General features: G+C 55.0%; 19 protein-coding genes. 13 read left to right on the top strand and 6 right to left on the bottom strand.

Annotation, left to right across the window (positions count from 1 at the left end):
- From kdpB to kdpF, 3 genes are read right to left on the bottom strand one after another with little or no spacing between them, the layout of a single operon-like run.
- Window positions 1-2,049 (bottom strand): potassium-transporting ATPase subunit KdpB, encoded by a 2,049-nt coding sequence (gene kdpB, locus J4650_RS16030; protein ID WP_000088034.1) that lies wholly within the window; start codon window positions 2,047-2,049, stop codon window positions 1-3.
- Window positions 2,050-2,069: 20 nt separating this feature from the next.
- Window positions 2,070-3,749, bottom strand: coding sequence for a potassium-transporting ATPase subunit KdpA (gene kdpA / locus J4650_RS16025; protein ID WP_023993914.1), 1,680 nt, complete (start codon window positions 3,747-3,749; stop codon window positions 2,070-2,072).
- Window positions 3,749-3,838 (bottom strand): K(+)-transporting ATPase subunit F, encoded by a 90-nt coding sequence (gene kdpF, locus J4650_RS16020; RefSeq protein WP_001670793.1) that lies wholly within the window; start codon window positions 3,836-3,838, stop codon window positions 3,749-3,751. Before kdpF ends, kdpA begins: the two co-directional genes overlap by 1 nt.
- Window positions 3,839-4,174: 336 nt before the next feature.
- Between kdpF and J4650_RS16015 the strand changes: the two genes are divergently transcribed.
- Window positions 4,175-4,381 carry a YbfA family protein gene (locus J4650_RS16015; protein ID WP_000401437.1) on the top strand — a complete coding sequence of 69 codons (207 nt, stop codon included), beginning with the start codon at window positions 4,175-4,177 and terminating at the stop codon, window positions 4,379-4,381.
- Between the two features lie 110 nt (window positions 4,382-4,491).
- The gene (phrB, locus tag J4650_RS16010) at window positions 4,492-5,913 is read left to right on the top strand and encodes a deoxyribodipyrimidine photo-lyase (RefSeq protein ID WP_023993913.1); all 1,422 of its coding nucleotides are present in this window, start codon (window positions 4,492-4,494) and stop codon (window positions 5,911-5,913) included.
- Between the two features lie 38 nt (window positions 5,914-5,951).
- Here phrB and J4650_RS16005 read toward each other — a convergent pair whose 3' ends face one another.
- Window positions 5,952-7,433, bottom strand: a complete 1,482-nt coding sequence (locus J4650_RS16005; RefSeq protein WP_001041121.1) for an MFS transporter — start codon at window positions 7,431-7,433, stop codon at window positions 5,952-5,954.
- Window positions 7,434-7,761: 328 nt separating this feature from the next.
- Here J4650_RS16005 and ybgI point away from each other — a divergent pair, with 328 nt between their 5' ends.
- The 5 genes from ybgI to nei all read left to right on the top strand — a co-directional run bounded on the left by ybgI (window position 7,762) and on the right by nei (window position 11,740).
- Entirely contained in the window at window positions 7,762-8,505 is a 744-nt protein-coding gene (gene ybgI, locus J4650_RS16000; protein ID WP_000798844.1) for a radiation resistance protein YbgI, read from the top strand.
- Between the two features lie 15 nt (window positions 8,506-8,520).
- Window positions 8,521-9,177, top strand: coding sequence for a 5-oxoprolinase subunit PxpB (gene pxpB / locus J4650_RS15995; protein ID WP_001188371.1), 657 nt, complete (start codon window positions 8,521-8,523; stop codon window positions 9,175-9,177).
- A complete protein-coding gene (gene pxpC / locus J4650_RS15990) occupies window positions 9,171-10,103 on the top strand; it encodes a 5-oxoprolinase subunit PxpC (RefSeq protein ID WP_000932044.1) in 933 nt (310 codons plus the stop codon). The genes pxpB and pxpC overlap by 7 nt, the downstream gene beginning before the upstream one ends.
- Entirely contained in the window at window positions 10,093-10,827 is a 735-nt protein-coding gene (gene pxpA, locus J4650_RS15985; protein ID WP_023993912.1) for a 5-oxoprolinase subunit PxpA, read from the top strand. Before pxpC ends, pxpA begins: the two co-directional genes overlap by 11 nt.
- 121 nt (window positions 10,828-10,948) lie before the next feature.
- Window positions 10,949-11,740: an endonuclease VIII gene (gene nei, locus J4650_RS15980; protein ID WP_001727712.1), complete on the top strand. Its 792-nt coding sequence runs from the start codon at window positions 10,949-10,951 to the stop codon at window positions 11,738-11,740.
- Window positions 11,741-11,794: 54 nt separating this feature from the next.
- On the opposite strand, the gene J4650_RS15975 is transcribed toward nei, so the two are convergent.
- The gene (locus J4650_RS15975; RefSeq protein ID WP_023993911.1) at window positions 11,795-12,841 is read right to left on the bottom strand and encodes an AbrB family transcriptional regulator; all 1,047 of its coding nucleotides are present in this window, start codon (window positions 12,839-12,841) and stop codon (window positions 11,795-11,797) included.
- Window positions 12,842-12,977: 136 nt separating this feature from the next.
- Window positions 12,978-14,261 carry a citrate synthase gene (locus J4650_RS15970; RefSeq protein WP_000785811.1) on the bottom strand — a complete coding sequence of 428 codons (1,284 nt, stop codon included), beginning with the start codon at window positions 14,259-14,261 and terminating at the stop codon, window positions 12,978-12,980.
- A gap of 100 nt (window positions 14,262-14,361) precedes the next feature.
- On the opposite strand from J4650_RS15970, the gene J4650_RS15965 reads away from it, so the two are divergent.
- From J4650_RS15965 to sucA, 6 genes are all read left to right on the top strand, one after another.
- Entirely contained in the window at window positions 14,362-14,607 is a 246-nt protein-coding gene (locus J4650_RS15965; protein WP_001539488.1) for a hypothetical protein, read from the top strand.
- A gap of 393 nt (window positions 14,608-15,000) precedes the next feature.
- Entirely contained in the window at window positions 15,001-15,405 is a 405-nt protein-coding gene (gene sdhC / locus J4650_RS15960) for a succinate dehydrogenase cytochrome b556 subunit (RefSeq protein WP_000263340.1), read from the top strand.
- Window positions 15,399-15,746, top strand: coding sequence for a succinate dehydrogenase membrane anchor subunit (gene sdhD, locus J4650_RS15955; RefSeq protein WP_000254356.1), 348 nt, complete (start codon window positions 15,399-15,401; stop codon window positions 15,744-15,746). The genes sdhC and sdhD overlap by 7 nt, the downstream gene beginning before the upstream one ends.
- Window positions 15,746-17,512: a succinate dehydrogenase flavoprotein subunit gene (gene sdhA / locus J4650_RS15950; RefSeq protein WP_000775561.1), complete on the top strand. Its 1,767-nt coding sequence runs from the start codon at window positions 15,746-15,748 to the stop codon at window positions 17,510-17,512. The genes sdhD and sdhA overlap by 1 nt, the downstream gene beginning before the upstream one ends.
- A gap of 16 nt (window positions 17,513-17,528) precedes the next feature.
- Window positions 17,529-18,245, top strand: a complete 717-nt coding sequence (gene sdhB, locus J4650_RS15945; RefSeq protein ID WP_001537859.1) for a succinate dehydrogenase iron-sulfur subunit SdhB — start codon at window positions 17,529-17,531, stop codon at window positions 18,243-18,245.
- A 523-nt stretch (window positions 18,246-18,768) separates the two neighbouring features.
- Complete coding sequence (sucA, locus tag J4650_RS15940) at window positions 18,769-21,570, top strand: 2-oxoglutarate dehydrogenase E1 component (RefSeq protein WP_001181500.1); 2,802 nt, start codon at window positions 18,769-18,771, stop codon at window positions 21,568-21,570.
- Window positions 21,571-21,580 lie beyond the last annotated feature (10 nt).

Here is a 21,580-nt window from a genome sequence, read left to right as displayed (position 1 = left end):
TCACGCCAGACCCAGCAGGGTCAGCAGCACATCAATCACTTTGATGCCAATAAACGGCACCACCAGACCACCCAGACCATAGATCCATAAATTACGGCGCAGCATGGCCGATGCGGAAAGCGGCTTATAACTCACGCCTTTTAATGCCAGCGGGATCAGAAAAATGATAATCAGGGCGTTAAAGATCACCGCGCTCAGAATGGCGGAGTTCGGCGAATGCAGTCCCATCACGTTGAGCGCGTTTAGCTGCGGATAGGTAGCGGCAAACGCGGCGGGAATAATGGCGAAATATTTCGCTACATCATTCGCGATACTGAAGGTGGTGAGCGAGCCGCGCGTCATCAGCATCTGCTTACCGATATGCACCACTTCAATCAACTTGGTCGGGTTAGAGTCCAGATCCACCATATTACCGGCTTCTTTCGCCGCCTGGGTGCCGGAGTTCATCGCCACCGCGACGTCAGCCTGCGCCAGCGCCGGGGCATCGTTAGTGCCGTCGCCGGTCATGGCGACCAGCCGTCCTTCCGCCTGATATTGACGGATCAGCGCCAGCTTGGCTTCCGGCGTGGCTTCGGCAAGAAAATCGTCCACACCGGCTTCGGCGGCAATCGCTGCCGCCGTCAGGCGGTTATCGCCAGTGATCATCACCGTTTTAATGCCCATCTTTCGTAGCTGGGCGAAACGTTCTTTAATGCCGCCTTTAACGATATCCTTGAGGGCGATAACACCCAGTACGCGCGCGCCTTCCACGACTACCAGCGGCGTCGCGCCCAGACGCGCTACGTTCTCGACGTTTTGCTCGACATCGGCGGGAAAATGGCCGCCATTGCTCTCGACATGACGCCGAATCGCGTCCACCGAGCCTTTACGGATCATCCGGTTATCGATATTAATCCCGCTCATGCGGCTTTGCGCGGTAAACGGAACAAAGGTGGCATGAAGCGACTGCACATCGCGTTCACGCAGGTTAAAGCGCTGTTTGGCGAGGATCACAATGCTGCGGCCTTCCGGCGTTTCGTCGGCCAGCGAAGCGAGCTGCGCGGCGTCAGCCAGCGTGCGTTCGTCCACCCCTCGGGCGGGAATAAAATCGGACGCCTGGCGATTGCCGAGCGTGATAGTGCCGGTTTTATCCAGCAGTAACACGTCGACATCGCCCGCGGCTTCTACGGCGCGGCCGCTGGTGGCGATGACGTTCGCGCCCAACATTCGGCTCATTCCGGCTACGCCAATGGCGGAGAGTAGCCCGCCGATGGTGGTGGGGATCAGGCACACCAACAACGCCACCAACACGGTGACGCTGACCGCGTTACCGCCCCAGGCGGAGAAGGGCCACAGGGTGGCGGTCGCCAGTAAAAAGACAATGGTCAGGGCGATGAGCAAAATCGTCAGGGCAATCTCGTTAGGTGTTTTCCGCCGCTGCGCGCCTTCCACCATCGCGATCATCCGGTCAAGAAAGGTTTCGCCAGGATTGACGCTACAGGCAATCACCAGCCAGTCGGAAAGAATTCGCGTGCCGCCGGTGACAGAGGCGAAATCGCCGCCGGACTCGCGGATCACCGGGGCGGATTCGCCGGTAATCGCACTTTCATCCACCGACGCGCCGCCTTCGATCACCTCGCCGTCGCAGGGAATAATATCGCCCGCTTTGACCAGGACAATGTCGCCTTTTCGCAGTTCAGCGGCGGGCACGTTATCGGCCTGCGCATCATGGCGCGGGGCGCGCAGCCGACGAGCGAACGCGGTCTTTTTCACCCCTTTCAGACTGTTTGCCTGGGCTTTGCTGCGGCCTTCCGCCAGCGCTTCGGCAAAATTGGCGAACAGTACAGTGAACCATAACCACAGGCTGATCACCCCTGTAAACAAGGCGCTTCCCGCTATTTGTCCTGTTACCATAGCGAGCGTTAACAGAGTGGTTAGCACGCTGCCGGCCCAGACCACAAACATCACCGGGTTACGCCACTGGGCGCGTGGGCTTAATTTTTTTACGGCATCCGTTAGCGCCTGTACGAGTAAAACAGGTTCAAACAGCGCCAGTTGCTTGCGACTCATATCAATGTACTCCACATCGCTCAAGGTAAAGAGAAATGTTCCGCTACCGGGCCAAGCGCCAGGGCAGGAATAAACGTCAGCGCGCCGACCAGCAGTACCGTGCCGATGAGCAGGCCAATAAATAGCGCGCCGTGTGTCGCCAGCGTTCCCTGACTGGCCGGCTGTACTTTTTTACTGACCAGCGATCCGGCGATGGCCATGACAGGAATAATCACGCCGAAACGGCTGACGAACATGCAGAACGCCAGCAAACAGTTCCAGAAAGGCGAGTTAGCGCTCAGACCCGCAAAGGCGCTACCGTTGTTGTTGGCGGCAGAGGAGACGGCATATAGCACTTCGCTAAAACCGTGCGGGCCAGGGTTCAGCATTGCGCTGCGTCCGGCATCCGTCATCATCGCCAGCGCCGAACCCAACAAGACCAGCATCGGCGTGACCAGAATCGCCAGCGCGGTCATTTTCATTTCGCGCACGTCGATTTTTTTCCCCAGATATTCCGGCGTGCGACCGATCATCAGCCCCGCGATAAACACCGCCAGCAGGACAAACAGCAACATGCCGTACAGGCCTGAACCGACGCCGCCAAAGACCACTTCGCCAATTTGCATCAGCCACATCGGCACCATACCGCCCAGAGCGGTAAACGAGTCGTGCATGGCATTTACCGCCCCGCAGGACGCCGCGGTCGTGACGACGGCAAACAGGCTGCTGGCCAGCACGCCAAAGCGTGCCTCTTTACCTTCCATGTTGACGCTACTGTCCGCGCCTGCCGCCAACAGATGTGGATTTCCCTGAACTTCCGCCCACATCACTACCGCTACGCAGACCACAAAAATGAATGACATTGCCCACAGTAGGGCGCGTCCCTGACGGCGATCGCCCGCCGCTTCGCCAAAGGCGAAACAGAGCGCGGCTGGAATCAAAAATATCGCCAGCATCTGCGCCAGATTAGTGAGCGCGGTAGGGTTTTCGAACGGATGCGAAGAGTTGGCGTTAAAGAAACCGCCGCCGTTGGTGCCCAGCATTTTGATCGCCTCCTGCGAAGCAACCGGCCCCATCGGCAAGAGTTGTTTAGCGCCTTCAAGGGTGGTGATGGGCTGATAAGCCGACAGGTTTTGCGGTACGCCTTGTTGGATAAAAAACAGCGCGATAATTAACGCGACAGGAAATAATATCCATAGCGTAATGCGTACCAGATCCTGCCAGGCATTACCCAGCGTGTGCACATTCTGGCGCGTAAAGGCGCGGATAAGCGCAAAAACCACCGCAATTCCAGTCGCCGCCGACAGGAAATTTTGCACCGTCAGCCCGGCCATCTGGCTAAAGTAGCTCAGCGTGCTTTCGCCGCTGTAGGCTTGCCAGTTGGTATTGGTGACAAAGCTGACGGCGGTATTCAGCGCCAGATCCCAGGACAGCCCCGGTAGCCGCTGCGGATTTAAGGGCAGCCACTCCTGCCAGAACAACAGGCAAAACAGGATGCCCAGTCCCAGCAGATTGAGCGTCAGTAGCGCCAGTAAATACTGACGCCAGTTCATTTCGTGGTCGGTAATGCCAAGAGTCCGCCAGAGGATACGCTCAACGCCAGCCACGCCCGGCAACGGAACGGCGGCGATGAGCCTTGCCAGGCCCGAACCCAACGGTTTCGCCAGTACCAATAAAATCAGTAAAAAACTGGCGATCAGTAAAAATCCTTGCGCGGCCATCAGAACGCCTCCGCATTAATCAGGGCATAGACCAGATAACCTAAAAGTAAGAAAACCAGCACGATGCCGGTTATCACGCCTGCACTCACAGAGCACCTCCAGTGGCATTGTTTTACTCCTGAGAAAGGTAATTTTTTGGCTGCAAAGATTTCGCAAAAATTGGCGGGCGGAGTGTAAAAAAAGTATAAAAATGGAAAAGACCATTATTTAACTAATGATTAGTATTAATTTAACCTTTTTGTAACTAATTTACGCTTTGAATGTAAATCTGCTGGAAAAGCGTGAAAATAAGTGGTCGGATGAGTAGTAAAATTACACCGAAAGCGGTACTATTTTAATCAGGTAACGAGGTTCAATTTTTCGGTGCTATTCACCGATTCAATCTATACCGGGGCGGGTAGCGTCGGTATAAAGGGGGGAAACGTATGGAACACTATAAAGACTATCCGGCGCATGTCATTTTTGTCCGTCGTGCTTTCGCGGTGATCGCAGGCGTGCTGGCGCTGCCGGTGATGCTCTTCTGGAAAGACCGCGCGCGTTTTTATAGTTATCTGCACCGTGTCTGGTCGAAAACCAGTGATAAACCGGTATGGATGGCGCAGGCTGAAAAAGCCACCTGCGACTTTTATTAATCGCGACCAGCCTGAAAAACCGTCAGCCGCCACGCTGGCGGTTTTTTTATGCGCCAGGGTCTACACTGTTTAACGCTATTCGCCGTGACGTTTCATCTTTCAGGAGTTGTATGCCCACCCATTTAGTCTGGTTCAGGCGCGATCTGCGTTTACAGGATAACCTTGCGCTGGCCGCCGCCTGCCGCGATGCATCCGCGCGGGTGCTGGCGCTTTATATTTCCACCCCCGCGCAGTGGCAGGCCCATGATATGGCGCCGCGGCAGGCGGCATTCATCAGCGCGCAGCTCAATGCGCTACAGGCGGCCCTTGCAGAGAAAGGCATTCCGCTGCTGTTTCATGAAGTGGCGGATTTTAACGCCAGTATTGAAACGGTTAAAAACGTTTGCCGACAGCATGACGTCAGCCATCTGTTTTATAACTATCAGTATGAGTTTAACGAGCGTCAGCGTGATGCGGCGGTGGAAAAAATGCTGCCCTCTGTCATCTGCGAAGGCTTTGACGATAGCGTGATTCTGGCGCCCGGCGCGGTGATGACCGGCAATCATGAAATGTATAAAGTTTTTACGCCGTTTAAAAATGCCTGGTTGAAACGGCTAAAAGAAGATATCCCGCCGTGCGTTCCGGCCCCGAAGATCCGGGTAAGCGGCGCGCTTTCTACACCCTTAACGCCAGTCTCGCTTAACTACCCGCAACAGGCGTTTGACGCCGCGCTTTTCCCGGTGGAAGAAAACGTGGTCATCGCGCAGCTACGTCAGTTTTGCGCGCAGGGCGCAGACGGGTATGCGTTACGGCGCGATTTCCCTGCGGTCGACGGCACCAGTCGGCTTTCCGCCAGCCTGGCGACGGGTGGCCTGTCGCCGCGACAGTGCCTGCACCGATTACTGGCGGAGCAGCCGCAGGCGCTGGACGGCGGACCGGGAAGCGTCTGGTTGAATGAGCTCATCTGGCGGGAATTTTACCGTCATTTAATGACCTGGTATCCGGCATTATGCAAACACCAGCCGTTTATCCGCTGGACAAAACGCGTCGCGTGGCAGGAGAACCCGCACTATTTTCAGGCATGGCAGAAAGGCGAAACCGGTTATCCCATTGTCGATGCGGCGATGCGCCAGCTTAACGCGACGGGCTGGATGCATAACCGTTTACGCATGATTACCGCCAGCTTTCTGGTAAAAGATCTGTTGATTGACTGGCGGTTGGGGGAGCGCTATTTCATGTCACAGCTTATTGACGGCGATCTTGCCGCCAATAATGGCGGCTGGCAGTGGGCCGCCTCAACCGGTACTGACTCCGCGCCTTATTTTCGTATTTTTAATCCCACGACTCAGGGAGAGAGGTTCGATCGCGACGGCGAATTTATCCGCCAGTGGCTACCGGCATTACGCGATATCCCTGGAAAAGCGATTCACGAGCCGTGGCGGTGGGCGGAAAAAGCGGGAGTCGTGCTTGATTATCCTCGGCCTATTGTTGAACACAAACAGGCGAGAATCGCGACGCTTTCCGCCTATGAGGCGGCGAGAAAAGGGGCGTGATACAGGCCCGGTAGCGCAAACTACCGGGCCTTCTGCTATCAGGATTCGACGGCCAGCGCGCGGCTTTTGAATTTGAAGGACTGATACAGCCAAATCAGCAGGACAACCCCTACGCAGGCTAACGCGCCCCAGGTGATCTGTTCAAAAACATCCACATAGGCGTTGATGGCGTAATTAACCGCGCCGCTGGCGTCGAAGGCGCTTTGCGAGGTCTGGTCAGCGATGATGCCTGCCAGATAGTTAGCTATCGCGCCGGACAGCAGCATATAAATTCCGGTTAATACGCCGGTGACGCCGGGGATATCAATGCGCGTAATTTGCGACATGGCGACCGGGTCGATAAACAGCTCGGCAAAGCCCATCACCGCCAGTCCCAGCACCATTAGCGGCATTGAAGAGTGTCCGTAAGCGGCGGACCAGCGTGCGCTCAGGGTCAGAATACAGAATCCGGCGCTCATCAGACCGAGACCCAGCGCGAATTTGCCCCAGATACGCACGGTGCGATTACCGCTTACGCTCTCTTTAACCAGCCAGGCCAGGACGACCCCACACAGCATCACGGCAAAGGCGTTCACCGACTGGAACATGGCGGTAGGAACGGAATAGCCCAGAATATCGCGGTTCACAAAGCGGTCGATATACAGACTGATAGAACTGCCGCCCTGCTGGGCAAACGCCCAGAACAGCATACTGAACAGGGTCAGGGTGACAATCAGCCCCAGTTCTTTGCGCTGTTTGGCCGTTTGCGCCTGGTGATAAATTTTTGCCAGCACGACCAGGCCGATCGCGGTCGCCACGATTAAGGCATAGACAGACCATTCTTTCCAGAACAGAACGGTAATCAGCAACGGCGCCGCTACCAGCAAAATTAACAGCCAGCCCCAGTTCGGCAGCAGGTAGTTTCTGGCGCACAACACGGCTTTATTCACGCCGGTGGTGTGGGTGAAATGACGATTTCCACACAGGAAGATCACTAACCCCGCAAGCATACCAATGGCGGCGAGCGCAAAGCCCATCGCCCAACTGTACTCCTCTTGCACATAGCCGCAGGCGATAGGCGCCACGATCGAACCAATATTGCCCGCTGCGTAAAGCAGCGAGAACCCGCCGTCGCGGCGCGGATCTTCCGGCTGGTACAGTTCGCCCAGCAGGCAGCTAATATTCGATTTAAACAGGCCGTAGCCGCAGACAATGATCGCCAGCGACAGATAAAGGAATGTCGGCGCGATCTCACTGGCGCCCAGCACTAAATGACCTATAGCCATTAAAAATGCGCCCAGCATGACTGCCATTCGGTTGCCAAGCACCTTATCCGCCAGATAGCCGCCAAGAATCGGCGTTACGTAGACCAGCGAACAATAAGCGCTGAATAACTCATAGGCGTGGTTATCGTCGTATTTTAGCTGATTGGTGAGATAAAGAATCAGTAGGGCGCGCATACCATAAAAGCTGAAGTACTCCCAAATTTGCAGGGCGACAACGTAGTAAATAGCGCGGGGTTGAGATGCTTGTTTATTCATCGTATTTCCGGGATAGAGGCACTGCGGCAAGAAAGCGGGCATCTCAGATAATGCCTTTCTTTGTGGGCTTATTAAGCCTGCCGCATCGCCGTGTTTCCTTAAAGTTACCAACATGATACAGAACTGATTTTTTCTGCAATATGCGTTCTGATTGCATAAATATACATGAAACCGATCGTGTTTTGCTAAGTAATTTGCGCCAAACCCGGGGGTGATTGTTTCTTGATGTGTCAAACAAATGTTTATCGACGAACGGCTAACGGGAGGCTATGTTAACGGAGGCTGAACCCGTAACGGGAAAGTAGAACGTGGGTTAAAGGGAGCGATGATGAAAAACACCGAGCTGGAACAACTGATTAACGACAAGCTGAACAGTGCGGCAATAAGCGATTATGCGCCGAATGGTTTACAGGTCGAAGGAAAAGAGACGGTACAGAAAATCGTTACCGGCGTGACCGCAAGTCAGGCGCTGCTCGATGAGGCGGTGCGTTTGCAGGCCGATGCGGTCATTGTTCATCATGGTTACTTCTGGAAAGGCGAGTCTCCGGTTATTCGCGGCATGAAACGCCGTCGCTTAAAAACGTTACTGGCAAATGATATTAACCTTTACGGTTGGCATCTGCCGCTGGATGCGCACCCTGAGCTGGGCAACAATGCGCAGTTGGCGGCGCTATTGGGCATAACCGTGAAAGGAGAAATTGAGCCGCTGGTGCCGTGGGGAGAGCTCTCAATGCCGGTGCCGGGGCTGGAACTGGCCTCATGGATTGAAGCGCGTCTGGGGCGTAAACCGCTATGGTGCGGCGATACCGGGCCAGAGAATGTGCAGCGTGTCGCCTGGTGTACCGGCGGCGGGCAAAGTTTTATTGATAGCGCCGCCCGCTTCGGCGTGGATGCTTTCATTACCGGCGAGGTGTCTGAACAGACCATTCATTCCGCGCGCGAACAGGGGCTGCATTTTTATGCCGCCGGGCACCATGCCACTGAACGCGGCGGTATTCGCGCCCTGAGCGAATGGTTGAACGAAAACACGGCGTTGGATGTGACGTTTATTGATATCCCTAACCCGGCATAACTGAGAGGTAATAAAGTGCAGCGAGCGCGTTGTTATCTGTTAGGCGAAACGGCGGTCGTCCTGGAACTTGAACCGCCGATTACGCTGGCGAGCCAGAAACGCATCTGGCGTCTGACGCAGCGTCTGGTCGATATGCCGAACGTGGTGGAAGCCATTCCCGGGATGAACAATATCACCGTGATCTTGCGGGAACCGCAAACCCTGGCGCTGGATGCGATTGAGCGTCTGCAGCGCTGGTGGGAAGAGAGCGAGGCGCTGGAGCCGGACTCGCGTTCGGTTGAGATCCCGGTGATCTATGGCGGCGCAGGCGGGCCGGATCTGGCGGCGGTGGCACGGCACAGCGGTTTGAGTGAAAAGCAGGTCGTGGAGCTACATGCCTCCGTTGAGTATGTCGTCTGGTTTTTAGGCTTTCAGCCTGGCTTTCCCTATCTTGGGAATTTACCAGAACCGCTCCATATGCCCAGACGTGCGGAGCCGCGCCTGCAGGTTCCGGCCGGTTCTGTCGGCATCGGCGGCGCGCAGACGGGTATTTATCCATTATCCACGCCGGGCGGCTGGCAGCTGATCGGCCTCACGCCGTTGAAGTTATTCGATCCGATGCGGGAGCCTCCGGTTCTGCTACGCCCTGGCGATAGCGTACGCTTTGTGCCGCAAAAGGAGGGAATATGCTGAATATTATTCGCGCGGGGATTTATACCTCCGTGCAGGATAGCGGGCGTCACGGCTTTCGTCAGTCGGGGCTGAGTCACTGCGGTGCGCTGGATAAACCCGCCTTTCAGACCGCTAATCTCCTGGTCGGGAACGATGCGAATGCCCCGGCGCTGGAAATCACTCTCGGTCAACTGGTTGTCGAATTTGAAAATGAGACCTGGTTCGCTCTTACCGGCGCAGGCTGCGAGGCGCAGTTGGATGATCAACCGGTCTGGACCGGCTGGCGATTGCCGGTAAAAGCGGGTCAGCGTCTTACGCTGCATCGACCGCTTCACGGGATGCGTAGCTATCTGGCGGTGGCGGGCGGTATTGCTGTGCCGGAGGTGATGGGATCGTGTAGTACCGATCTGAAGTCCGGCATCGGTGGGCTGGAAGGACGGCTGCTAAAAGATGGCGATCGGCTGGCGACGGGTAAACCATCGCGACAGTTTAGCGGGCCGCAGGGCGTGAAGCAGTTACTGTGGGGGAATCGCATCCGTGCGCTACCGGGGCCGGAATACCGTGAGTTCGATCGCGCCTCGCAAGAAGCGTTCTGGCGTTCGCCATGGCAGCTCAGTCCGCAAAGTAATCGCATGGGCTATCGTTTGCAGGGACAATCGTTAACGCGGACAACGGATCGCGAACTGCTGTCGCACGGTTTGCTGCCCGGTGTCGTGCAGGTGCCTTACAACGGCCAACCTATTGTGCTAATGAATGATGCCCAGACAACTGGCGGCTATCCGCGCATTGCCTGCATCATCGAGGCAGATATGTACCATCTGGCGCAGATCCCGCTAGGGCAACCGATCCATTTTGTGCAATGTTCGCTGGAAGAGGCGCTCAACGCGCGCCGCGAGCGTCAGCGCTATCTGGAACAGCTTACCTGGCGACTTCAGCATGAACATTGATTTAAATGCGGATTTGGGCGAAGGTTGCGCCAGCGACAGCGAATTATTAACGCTGGTATCCTCCGCCAATATCGCCTGTGGTTTTCACGCCGGTGATGCGCAAACCATGCTGACCTGCGTGCGCGAGGCGCTGAAAAACGGCGTGGCGATCGGCGCGCATCCCAGCTTTCCGGATCGGGATAATTTTGGGCGGACGGCAATGGTTTTGCCGCCGGAAACGGTATACGCCCAGACGCTGTACCAAATCGGCGCGCTGGGGGCGATTGTTCAGGCGCAAGGCGGCGTAATGCGCCATGTCAAACCGCACGGTATGCTCTATAACCAGGCGGCGAAAGATCCCCATCTGGCACAGGCGATTGCGAAAGCGGTACACGACTATGATCCGTCACTGATACTGGTTGGACTGGCGGGAAGTGAGCTGATCCGGGCCGGTGAACGCCATCGCCTGGTGACGCGGCAGGAGGTGTTTGCCGATCGCGGCTATCAAGCCGACGGTAGCCTGGTGCCGCGCACGCAACCTGGCGCGCTGATTCACGACGAAGAGCAGGCGCTGGCGCAAACGCTGGATATGGTACAAGCCGGGAGAGTGAAAAGCGTTACTGGCGTGTGGACGACTGTCACGGCGCAAACGGTGTGCATTCATGGCGACGGCGAGTATGCGCTTGCATTCGCTCGCAGGTTACGCGCCGCGTTCAATGCGCGTAATGTACACGTTATTGCCTGAGAGCCCGACGATTGAAGCTATTATATTACGGCTGTGGATGTTCATTATGGCGTTCGATGTGCATTCCAGACAGTCAGAGGCGGTCTAGTCCATTAATCAACTGTTAACAAAGGATATTATCATGCCTGAAGGCCCGGAAATTCGTCGTGCGGCGGATAATCTGGAGGCGGCAATCAAAGGCAAACCCTTAACCGATGTCTGGTTTGCCTTTGCACAGTTAAAACCGTATGAATCGCAACTTACCGGTCAAATTGTTACCCGGATAGAGACGCGGGGAAAAGCGTTATTGACCCACTTTTCAAATGGCCTGACGCTCTACAGCCACAACCAACTCTATGGCGTATGGCGGGTGATCGATACTGGTGAAATACCGCAGACCACGCGTATATTGCGCGTCAGGCTACAAACGGCGGATAAAACTATTCTGCTTTATAGCGCGTCTGATATCGAAATGCTGACAGCAGAGCAGCTCACGACACACCCCTTTTTACAGCGAGTCGGCCCGGATGTGCTGGACGCGCGTCTCACTCCGGAAGAGGTTAAAGCTCGATTGCTGTCGCCGCGTTTTCGCAACCGACAATTTTCCGGGCTGTTGCTGGATCAGTCCTTTCTGGCGGGACTGGGGAATTATCTGCGCGTTGAAATCCTCTGGCAGGTAGGATTAACCGGACAGCATAAAGCGAAAGATCTCAACGAGGCGCAACTGAATGCGCTTTCTCACGCGCTGTTGGATATTCCGCGCCTGTCCTACACGACTCGCGGTCAGGCGGATGAGAACAAGCATCATGGCGCACTGTTTCGCTTTAAGGTTTTCCACCGTGACGGCGAAGCGTGCGAGCGGTGTGGCGGCATTATTGAAAAGACAACACTTTCCTCACGCCCGTTTTACTGGTGCCCGCATTGCCAGAAATAGCCGGAACCGCCATCGGCGCGCGGCTATTGTCTGATGGCGCGACGCTTATCAGCCCTACAAAGGTTGTTTGGGCGCATAGGTTGATATAAAACGGGCCACTGCTGGCCCAGTTAACAGAATGCTGAACAGCCGTAGGGTTTGCATTGCCATGATGAGCGCCATATCGGCACTGCTTCCTGCCGCGATCGCGGCAACCGTATCCAGGCCACCGGGACTGGTGGCGAGATAAGCCGTCATAAAATCAATCTGCATGTAGTAAGCCATTCCCCACGCCATCGCGGCGCAAATCGCCATCAGCGCGAAAATTGACAATAAGATTTGCGGCAATGGCCGCAGCGCCATAAAAAACACCTGTCTGTCAAAGCCCAGCCCAATACGCCAGCCTATCGCCATATACGCCACGGCCAGCAGCCATTCGGGTAATTCAATCTCAATGATGCCTTGCGAATGGAGAAGCGCGCCTGCCAACATGGGGAGCAGCATCGTGCCGGAAGGGATACGCAACAGGCGACCGGCAATGCCCGCCACGATCGCTAATAACAGCGTCGTCAATACATTACCGCTAAGCGGCGGAAACCAGATCACCTGTTGGCTGACCGCTGCCGCGCTGTCGCCGAGTATCAGGCGTGTCACCAGCACCGCCGCGCCAGCCACAAACAGTACCCGCAGATACTGCATAAACGCCACCAGGCGGATATCCGCCCCGTAATCTTGCGCCATCGCTACCATTGCCGCCGCGCCGCCCGGCGATGACCCCCATGCGCCGGTGTTGCCGGGCAGCGAGCTGTAACGTACCAGCAGCCAGCCGACTACCGCGCTGGAAAGCAGCGTCACCAGCAACACTAAAAGCACGACCGGCCAGTAGAGGGCGAGGGTGGTCAATATCGAACCGGTTAGATTTTGGGCGATCATACAGCCGAGAATCGCCTGCGCGGCGAGAAAAATACCGCGCGGAAGTTGTAGCGTGCTACCTCGCAAACTCAACACGATACCCGCAATCATTGGACCGAGCAGCATCGCCGCCGGAAGGTGCAGATAGAGAAAAATAAGGGAAATGAGCAGCGATAACAGGAACAACAAAAACCACTGCAGAATCGGCATTCCATGCTCCCTGAATGATATTTAGCGAAACCTTAATTAATCATAGAGAGTAACGGGGTAAGAATAAAATAATGAGGATAAGAAAAAAGGGAAAATGTACCGGATGGCGAGGGTTGCGTCGCCATCCGGTTGTCAATTAACGCTTCAGCGCCGATTTAAAATCGCGTTTATCGTAGCCGGTATACAGCTGACGAGGACGGGCGATTTTCATGCCGTCAGTGTGCATTTCATTCCAGTGGGCTATCCAGCCAACGGTACGCGCCATGGCGAAGATCACGGTAAACATCGAAGATGGAATGCCCATCGCTTTCAGAATGATGCCGGAGTAGAAGTCTACGTTCGGGTACAGTTTCTTCTCGATGAAGTACGGGTCGTTGAGCGCAATGTGCTCAAGCTCCATCGCCACTTCCAGCAGATCATCTTTGGTGCCCAGCTCTTTCAGCACTTCGTGGCAGGTTTCACGCATCACGGTGGCGCGCGGATCGTAGTTTTTGTAAACACGGTGACCGAAGCCCATCAGGCGGAAAGAATCATTCTTGTCTTTCGCACGGCGAACAAATTCCGGAATGTGTTTAACAGAGCTGATTTCTTCCAGCATTTTCAGCGCGGCTTCGTTGGCGCCGCCGTGCGCGGGTCCCCACAGGGAGGCGATCCCGGCGGCAATGCAGGCGAACGGGTTGGCGCCGCTTGAACCTGCGGTACGTACCGTTGACGTAGAGGCGTTCTGCTCATGGTCAGCGTGCAGGATCAGAATACGGTCCATCGCGCGCTCCAGTACCGGATTCACTTCATAGGTTTCACACGGCGTGGAGAACATCATGTTCAGGAAGTTACCGGCGTAGGAGAGGTCGTTGCGCGGATAAACAAACGGCTGACCGATGGAATATTTGTAACACATCGCCGCCATGGTCGGCATTTTGGACAGCAGGCGGAACGCCGCGATTTCACGGTGGCGCGGATTGTTCACATCCAGCGAGTCGTGGTAGAACGCTGCCAGCGCGCCAGTGATCCCGCACATTACCGCCATCGGATGTGAGTCGCGACGGAAAGCATGGAACAGGCGAGTGATTTGCTCATGGATCATCGTATGGCGGGTGACTGTCGTTCTGAACTCGTCATACTCTTCCTGCGTCGGTTTTTCGCCGTACAGCAGGATGTAACAGACTTCCAGATAGTTGGAATCGGTAGCAAGCTGGTCAATCGGGAAACCGCGATGCAACAAAATGCCTTCGTCGCCGTCGATGAAGGTGATTTTAGATTCGCAGGATGCGGTAGAGGTGAAACCAGGGTCAAAAGTAAAAACTCCTTTTGAACCGAGACTACGAATATCAATAACATCTTGACCGAGTGTACCTTTTAGCACATCCAGTTCAATAGCAGTGTCACCAGTAAGGGTGATTTTTGCCTTTGTATCAGCCATTTACGGTCTCCTTAGCGCCTTATTGCTTAAGACTGCCGGAACTCAGACTTGCCTTCTCCACGTCATCTTCCTCGTCGTTAGTGCAGGGAAGATTCTGTGTATGCATCAATCAACCGTTACCAGTTTGTTATTTGGCTCGCCGCTCTGTGAAAGAGGGGATGACCTGGGTACAGAGCAATGGGCGCTTGCAGGTAACGGCTTGATTAATTTCGAATTAGCAGCAAATCAGGAACGTAGCAATCCGAGTAATGTAACCTGTCTATCACTAATAACTGTCCTGAAAGAATGGGTCAATATCATTGTACTGTTGCATAACTTATTAACAGGTGAAAGAGTGACCCCATAACTTTTACGCATTATATGCTTTTTCTGGTGTCGTTTGTAACAATTTTGTTTAATGTTTGTCAAATCAGATGATTGAAAATTAAAAAAATGTTGTTATCGTGACCTGTGTCACTGTTCAGGATAAAACCCGACAAACTATATGTAGGTTAATTGTAATGATTTTGTGAACGTCCTATACTGCCGCCAGGTCTCCGGAATACCCTGCAATCCCGAGCCACCCAGCGTTGTAACGTGTCGTTTTAGCTACTGGAAGCAGTGTTTTACATGACGCGCAGTTATAGAAAGGACGCTGTCTGACCCGCACGCAGACCGGAGGAAGGAAATCCCGTCGTCTTTCTGGCTACAGGTAGATTCACCTCTGTAACCGAAGTCTTAAGGGAATAATAAGAACAGCATGTGGGCGTTATTCATGATAAGAAATGTGAAAAAACAAAGACCTGTCAATCTGGATCTACAAACGATTCGGTTCCCCATCACAGCGATAGCGTCCATTCTCCATCGCGTATCCGGTGTGATTACTTTCATCGCCGTCGGCATACTACTGTGGCTACTGGGCACCAGCCTCTCTTCTCCGGAAGGATTCCAGCAGGCCGCCGATATCATGGACGGCTTCATCGTTAAATTTATCATGTGGGGCATCCTTACCGCGCTGGCGTATCACGTCATCGTGGGAATTCGTCACATGTTAATGGATTTTGGCTATCTGGAAGAAACATTCGAAGCGGGTCAACGCTCTGCCAAAATCTCTTTTGTTATCACTGTCGTGCTTTCACTTCTCGCAGGAGTCCTCGTATGGTAAGCAACGCCTCCGCATTAGGACGCAATGGCGTACATGACTTCATCCTGGTTCGTGCTACCGCTATCGTTCTGACGTTATACATCATCTACATGGTGGGTTTTTTCGCCACGAGCGGCGAGCTGACCTTTGAAGCCTGGACCGGTTTCTTCTCATCGGCCTTCACCAAAGTCTTCACCCTGCTGGCGCTTTTTTCCATCTTGATTCATGCCTGGATCGGCATGTGGCAGGTGTTAACCGACTACGTTAAACCACTGGCAGTGCGTCTGATACTGCAACTCGTTATTGTTGTTGCGCTGGTGGTTTACGTCATCTATGGATTTGTTGTGGTGTGGGGTGTGTAATGAAACTGCCAGTCAGAGAATTTGATGCTGTTGTGATTGGTGCCGGTGGCGCAGGTATGCGCGCGGCGCTGCAAATTTCCCAGAGCGGCCAAACCTGTGCGCTGCTCTCGAAAGTCTTCCCGACCCGTTCCCATACCGTTTCCGCGCAGGGCGGTATCACCGTGGCGCTCGGCAATACCCATGAAGATAACTGGGAATGGCACATGTACGACACCGTTAAGGGGTCGGACTACATTGGTGACCAGGATGCCATCGAATATATGTGTAAGACCGGACCGGAAGCGATTCTGGAACTGGAGCACATGGGGCTACCGTTCTCCCGTCTTGATGATGGACGTATCTATCAGCGCCCGTTCGGCGGCCAGTCGAAAAACTTTGGCGGCGAGCAGGCGGCACGTACCGCGGCGGCGGCTGACCGTACCGGTCACGCCTTGCTGCACACGCTGTATCAACAGAATTTGAAAAACCACACCACGATTTTCTCCGAATGGTATGCGCTGGATCTGGTGAAAAACCAGGATGGCGCGGTGGTGGGGTGTACCGCACTGTGCATCGAAACCGGTGAAGTGGTGTACTTCAAAGCCCGCGCGACGGTGCTGGCGACCGGCGGCGCAGGCCGTATCTACCAGTCCACCACCAACGCTCATATCAATACTGGTGATGGTGTCGGTATGGCGCTGCGTGCCGGTGTCCCGGTGCAGGACATGGAAATGTGGCAGTTCCACCCGACCGGTATCGCCGGGGCGGGCGTGCTGGTGACAGAAGGCTGCCGCGGCGAAGGCGGTTACCTGCTGAACAAACACGGCGAGCGCTTTATGGAGCGTTATGCGCCGAACGCCAAAGACCTGGCGGGTCGTGACGTGGTGGCGCGTTCCATCATGATCGAAATCCGTGAAGGCCGCGGCTGCGACGGCCCGTGGGGGCCGCACGCTAAACTGAAACTGGATCACCTGGGTAAAGAGGTGTTGGAATCTCGCCTGCCGGGTATCCTGGAGCTGTCCCGCACTTTCGCCCACGTTGACCCGGTGAAAGAGCCGATTCCGGTTATCCCGACCTGCCACTACATGATGGGCGGTATTCCGACTAAAGTGACCGGTCAGGCGCTGACCGTGAACGAGCAGGGCGAAGACGTGGTGATTCCGGGGCTGTTTGCGGTAGGCGAAATCGCCTGTGTATCGGTTCACGGCGCCAACCGTCTGGGCGGTAACTCACTGCTGGATCTGGTGGTCTTTGGCCGCGCGGCGGGGCTGCATTTACAGGAATCCATCGCCGAGCAGGGCGTGCTGCGCGACGCCAGCGAGTCTGACGTTGAAGGTTCTCTGGAGCGCCTGAATCGCTGGAACAATAACCGCAATGGCGAAGATCCGGTGGCTATCCGCAAAGCGTTGCAGGAGTGTATGCAGCATAACTTCTCCGTATTCCGTGAAGGCGACGCGATGGCGAAAGGGCTTGAGCAGTTGAAAGTGATCCGCGAGCGTCTGAAAAACGCCCGTCTGGATGACACGTCCAGCGAGTTTAATACCCAGCGTGTTGAGTGTCTGGAGCTGGATAACCTGATGGAAACCGCCTACGCCACTGCCGTATCAGCCAACTTCCGAACGGAAAGCCGCGGCGCGCATAGCCGCTTCGATTTCCCGGAGCGTGATGATGCCAACTGGTTGTGTCATACCCTGTATCAGCCGCAAACGGAATCCATGACGCGCCGAAGCGTCAATATGGAGCCGAAACTGCGTCCGGCGTTCCCGCCGAAGATTCGTACTTATTAATTGCGGAGACAGGATGATGAAACTCGAATTTTCGATTTATCGTTATAACCCGGATGTCGATAACGCTCCGCGTATGCAGGATTACACCCTGGAAGGCGAAGAAGGGCGCGACATGATGCTGCTGGATGCGTTAATCCAGCTTAAAGAAAAAGATCCCAGCCTTTCTTTCCGCCGTTCCTGCCGCGAAGGCGTGTGTGGTTCTGATGGTTTGAATATGAACGGTAAGAATGGTCTGGCCTGTATTACCCCTATTTCGGCGCTGACTCAGCCGGGTAAGAAGATTGTGATTCGCCCGCTGCCCGGTTTGCCGGTGATCCGCGATTTGGTGGTAGACATGGGGCAATTCTACGCACAATATGAGAAGATTAAGCCTTACTTATTGAATAATGGGCAAAATCCACCGGCTCGTGAGCATCTGCAGATGCCGGAGCAGCGTGAAAAACTCGATGGGCTGTATGAATGTATTCTTTGCGCCTGTTGCTCAACATCCTGCCCGTCATTCTGGTGGAACCCGGATAAGTTTATCGGTCCGGCGGGTCTGCTCGCGGCGTATCGATTCCTGATCGATAGTCGTGATACCGAGACCGATAGTCGTCTGGAAGGGATGAGCGATGCATTCAGCGTATTCCGCTGTCACAGCATTATGAACTGCGTCAGTGTATGTCCTAAGGGACTGAACCCGACGCGCGCTATCGGCCATATTAAGTCGATGCTGTTGCAGCGTAGCGCATAAGTAGTTGTAGTGGTTGCCGGATGGCGACGTACCGTCTTATCCGGCCTACAGGCGCAATCCCGTAGGCCGGATAAGCGCAGCGCCATCAGGCAATAGAAGTGCAGGAAACCTCTAAAAACTGCCATATGATTAGTAATAATCGAGATGTTCAGAGCGAGACAAGGCGCGGTCTGAACGAATCTTCGGGAGCATAGTTAACTATGTGACCGGAGTGAGCGAAGGCCGCAACGCAGTCGTAGCCTGAACAGCGAAGATTATTAGACAGTTTTTAAAGGTTCCTTAGCGGACGCAGATGACACGACAGTCCGCAACAAGTGAACCCCGGCACGCATACAGCGTATGCGTGGTTAGTATCCACGGCGAAATACTCGTCATAGATCACGTTGCATGTGCGTTGGCTGCACTTGCTCACCCCGGTCACTTACTGGATGTAAGCTCCCAGGGATTCGCAAGCTTGCCGCCTTCCTGAAACGTGACCTATTTAGAGTATTAAATAAGCAGAAAAGATGCTTAAGGGATCACGATGCAGAACAGCGCTTTGAAAGCCTGGTTGGACTCTTCTTACCTCTCTGGTTCGAATCAGAGCTGGATAGAACAGCTCTATGAAGACTTCTTAACCGATCCTGACTCGGTAGACGCTAACTGGCGTTTGACGTTCCAGCAGTTACCTGGTACCGGAGTCAAACCGGATCAACTCCATTCAAAAACACGTGAATATTTCCGGCGGCAGGCGTTGGCTGGCTCACGTCACTCTTCTACGATTTCCGACCCTGACACCAATGTGAAGCAGGTTAAAGTCCTGCAGCTTATCAACGCTTATCGTTTCCGTGGCCATCAGCATGCAAACCTCGATCCGCTGGGTCTTTGGAAACAAGAACGCGTGGCGGATCTGGATCCTTCTTTCCATGATTTGACCGAGGCCGATTTCCAGGAAACCTTCAATGTCGGCTCCTTTGCCAGCGGCAAAGAGACGATGAAGCTGGGCGAGCTGCTCGACGCGCTCAAACAGACCTACTGCGGCCCGATTGGCGCTGAGTATATGCACATCACCAGCACCGAAGAGAAACGCTGGATCCAACAGCGCATCGAATCCGGTCGTGCGGCCTTTAGCGCTGACGAGAAAAAACGTTTCCTGAACGAACTGACCGCCGCTGAAGGGCTGGAACGTTATCTGGGCGCCAAATTCCCGGGGGCGAAACGTTTCTCGCTCGAGGGGGGAGATGCGCTGATACCCATGCTGAAAGAGATGGTTCGCCATGCGGGTAACAGCGGCACTCGCGAAGTGGTGCTGGGGATGGCGCACCGCGGTCGCCTGAACGTGCTGATCAACGTACTGGGTAAAAAACCGCAGGATCTGTTCGACGAATTTGCCGGTAAGCATAAAGAACATCTGGGTACTGGCGACGTGAAGTATCACATGGGCTTCTCGTCAGATATCGAAACCGAAGGCGGTCTGGTTCACCTGGCGCTGGCGTTTAACCCATCGCATCTGGAAATTGTGAGCCCGGTGGTGATGGGCTCCGTGCGCGCCCGTCTGGACAGACTGGACGAACCGAGCAGCAACAAAGTGCTGCCGATCACTATTCACGGCGACGCCGCGGTGACCGGCCAGGGCGTGGTTCAGGAAACCCTGAACATGTCGAAAGCGCGCGGTTACGAAGTGGGCGGTACGGTACGTATCGTTATCAACAACCAGGTGGGCTTCACCACCTCTAACCCACTGGATGCGCGTTCAACGCCTTACTGCACCGATATCGGTAAAATGGTCCAGGCGCCGATTTTCCACGTCAATGCGGACGATCCGGAAGCCGTCGCTTTTGTGACCCGTCTGGCGCTGGACTTCCGTAATACCTTTAAACGCGATGTCTTTATCGATCTGGTGTGCTACCGCCGTCACGGCCACAACGAAGCCGACGAGCCAAGCGCAACCCAGCCGCTGATGTACCAGAAAATCAAAAAGCATCCGACGCCGCGTAAAATCTACGCCGACAAACTGGAAGCTGATAAGGTCGCAACGCTGGAAGATGCCACTGAAATGGTCAACCTCTATCGCGATGCGCTGGATGCAGGCGAATGCGTGGTGAAAGAGTGGCGTCCGATGAATATGCACTCGTTCACCTGGTCGCCGTATCTAAACCACGAATGGGATGAAGCATACCCGAACAAGGTAGAAATGAAGCGTCTGCAGGAGCTGGCAAAACGTATCAGCACCGTGCCGGAAGCCATTGAAATGCAGTCTCGCGTGGCGAAAATTTATGGCGACCGTCAGGCAATGGCGGCAGGCGAGAAATTGTTTGACTGGGGCGGCGCGGAAAATCTGGCTTACGCCACGCTGGTCGATGAAGGCATTCCGGTGCGCCTGTCCGGGGAAGACTCCGGTCGCGGCACCTTCTTCCATCGTCATGCGGTGATCCACAACCAGACGAACGGCTCAACGTATACGCCGTTGCAGCATATTCACAGCGGTCAGGGACAGTTTAAAGTCTGGGACTCCGTGCTGTCTGAAGAAGCGGTACTGGCTTTTGAATACGGTTATGCCACGGCGGAACCACGTACCCTGACTATCTGGGAAGCGCAGTTTGGCGATTTTGCCAACGGCGCGCAGGTAGTGATTGACCAGTTCATCTCCTCCGGCGAGCAGAAATGGGGCCGGATGTGCGGTCTGGTGATGCTGTTGCCGCACGGCTATGAAGGGCAGGGCCCGGAGCACTCTTCCGCGCGTCTGGAACGTTATCTGCAACTTTGCGCCGAGCAGAATATGCAGGTTTGCGTGCCGTCCACCCCGGCGCAGGTCTACCATATGCTGCGCCGTCAGGCGCTGCGCGGGATGCGTCGTCCGCTGGTGGTGATGTCGCCGAAATCGCTGCTGCGTCACCCGCTGGCGGTTTCCACGCTTGATGAACTGGCGAACGGTTCCTTCCAGCCGGCCATTGGCGAAATTGACGAGCTGGACCCTAAAGCCGTAAAACGCGTGGTAATGTGTTCTGGTAAGGTTTATTACGACCTGCTGGAACAACGTCGCAAAAACGACCAGAAAGATGTCGCTATCGTGCGCATCGAACAGCTCTATCCGTTCCCGCATAAAGCGGTGCAGGAAGCGCTGCAACCATACGCTCACGTCCATGATTTTGTCTGGTGCCAGGAAGAGCCGCTCAACCAGGGCGCATGGTACTGCAGTCAGCATCATTTCCGTGAAGTGATTCCGTTTGGGGCCGCTCTGCGTTATGCAGGTCGCCCGGCCTCCGCCTCTCCGGCGGTAGGGTATATGTCCGTTCACCAGAAACAGCAACAAGATCTGGTTAATGACGCGCTGAACGTCGATTAAATAAAGGATA

The organism is Salmonella sp. 32120201201600049SM, from assembly GCF_017572835.1.
Classification (GTDB): domain Bacteria; phylum Pseudomonadota; class Gammaproteobacteria; order Enterobacterales; family Enterobacteriaceae; genus Salmonella; species Salmonella enterica.
This window is presented reverse-complemented; position numbering and strand designations above follow the sequence as displayed.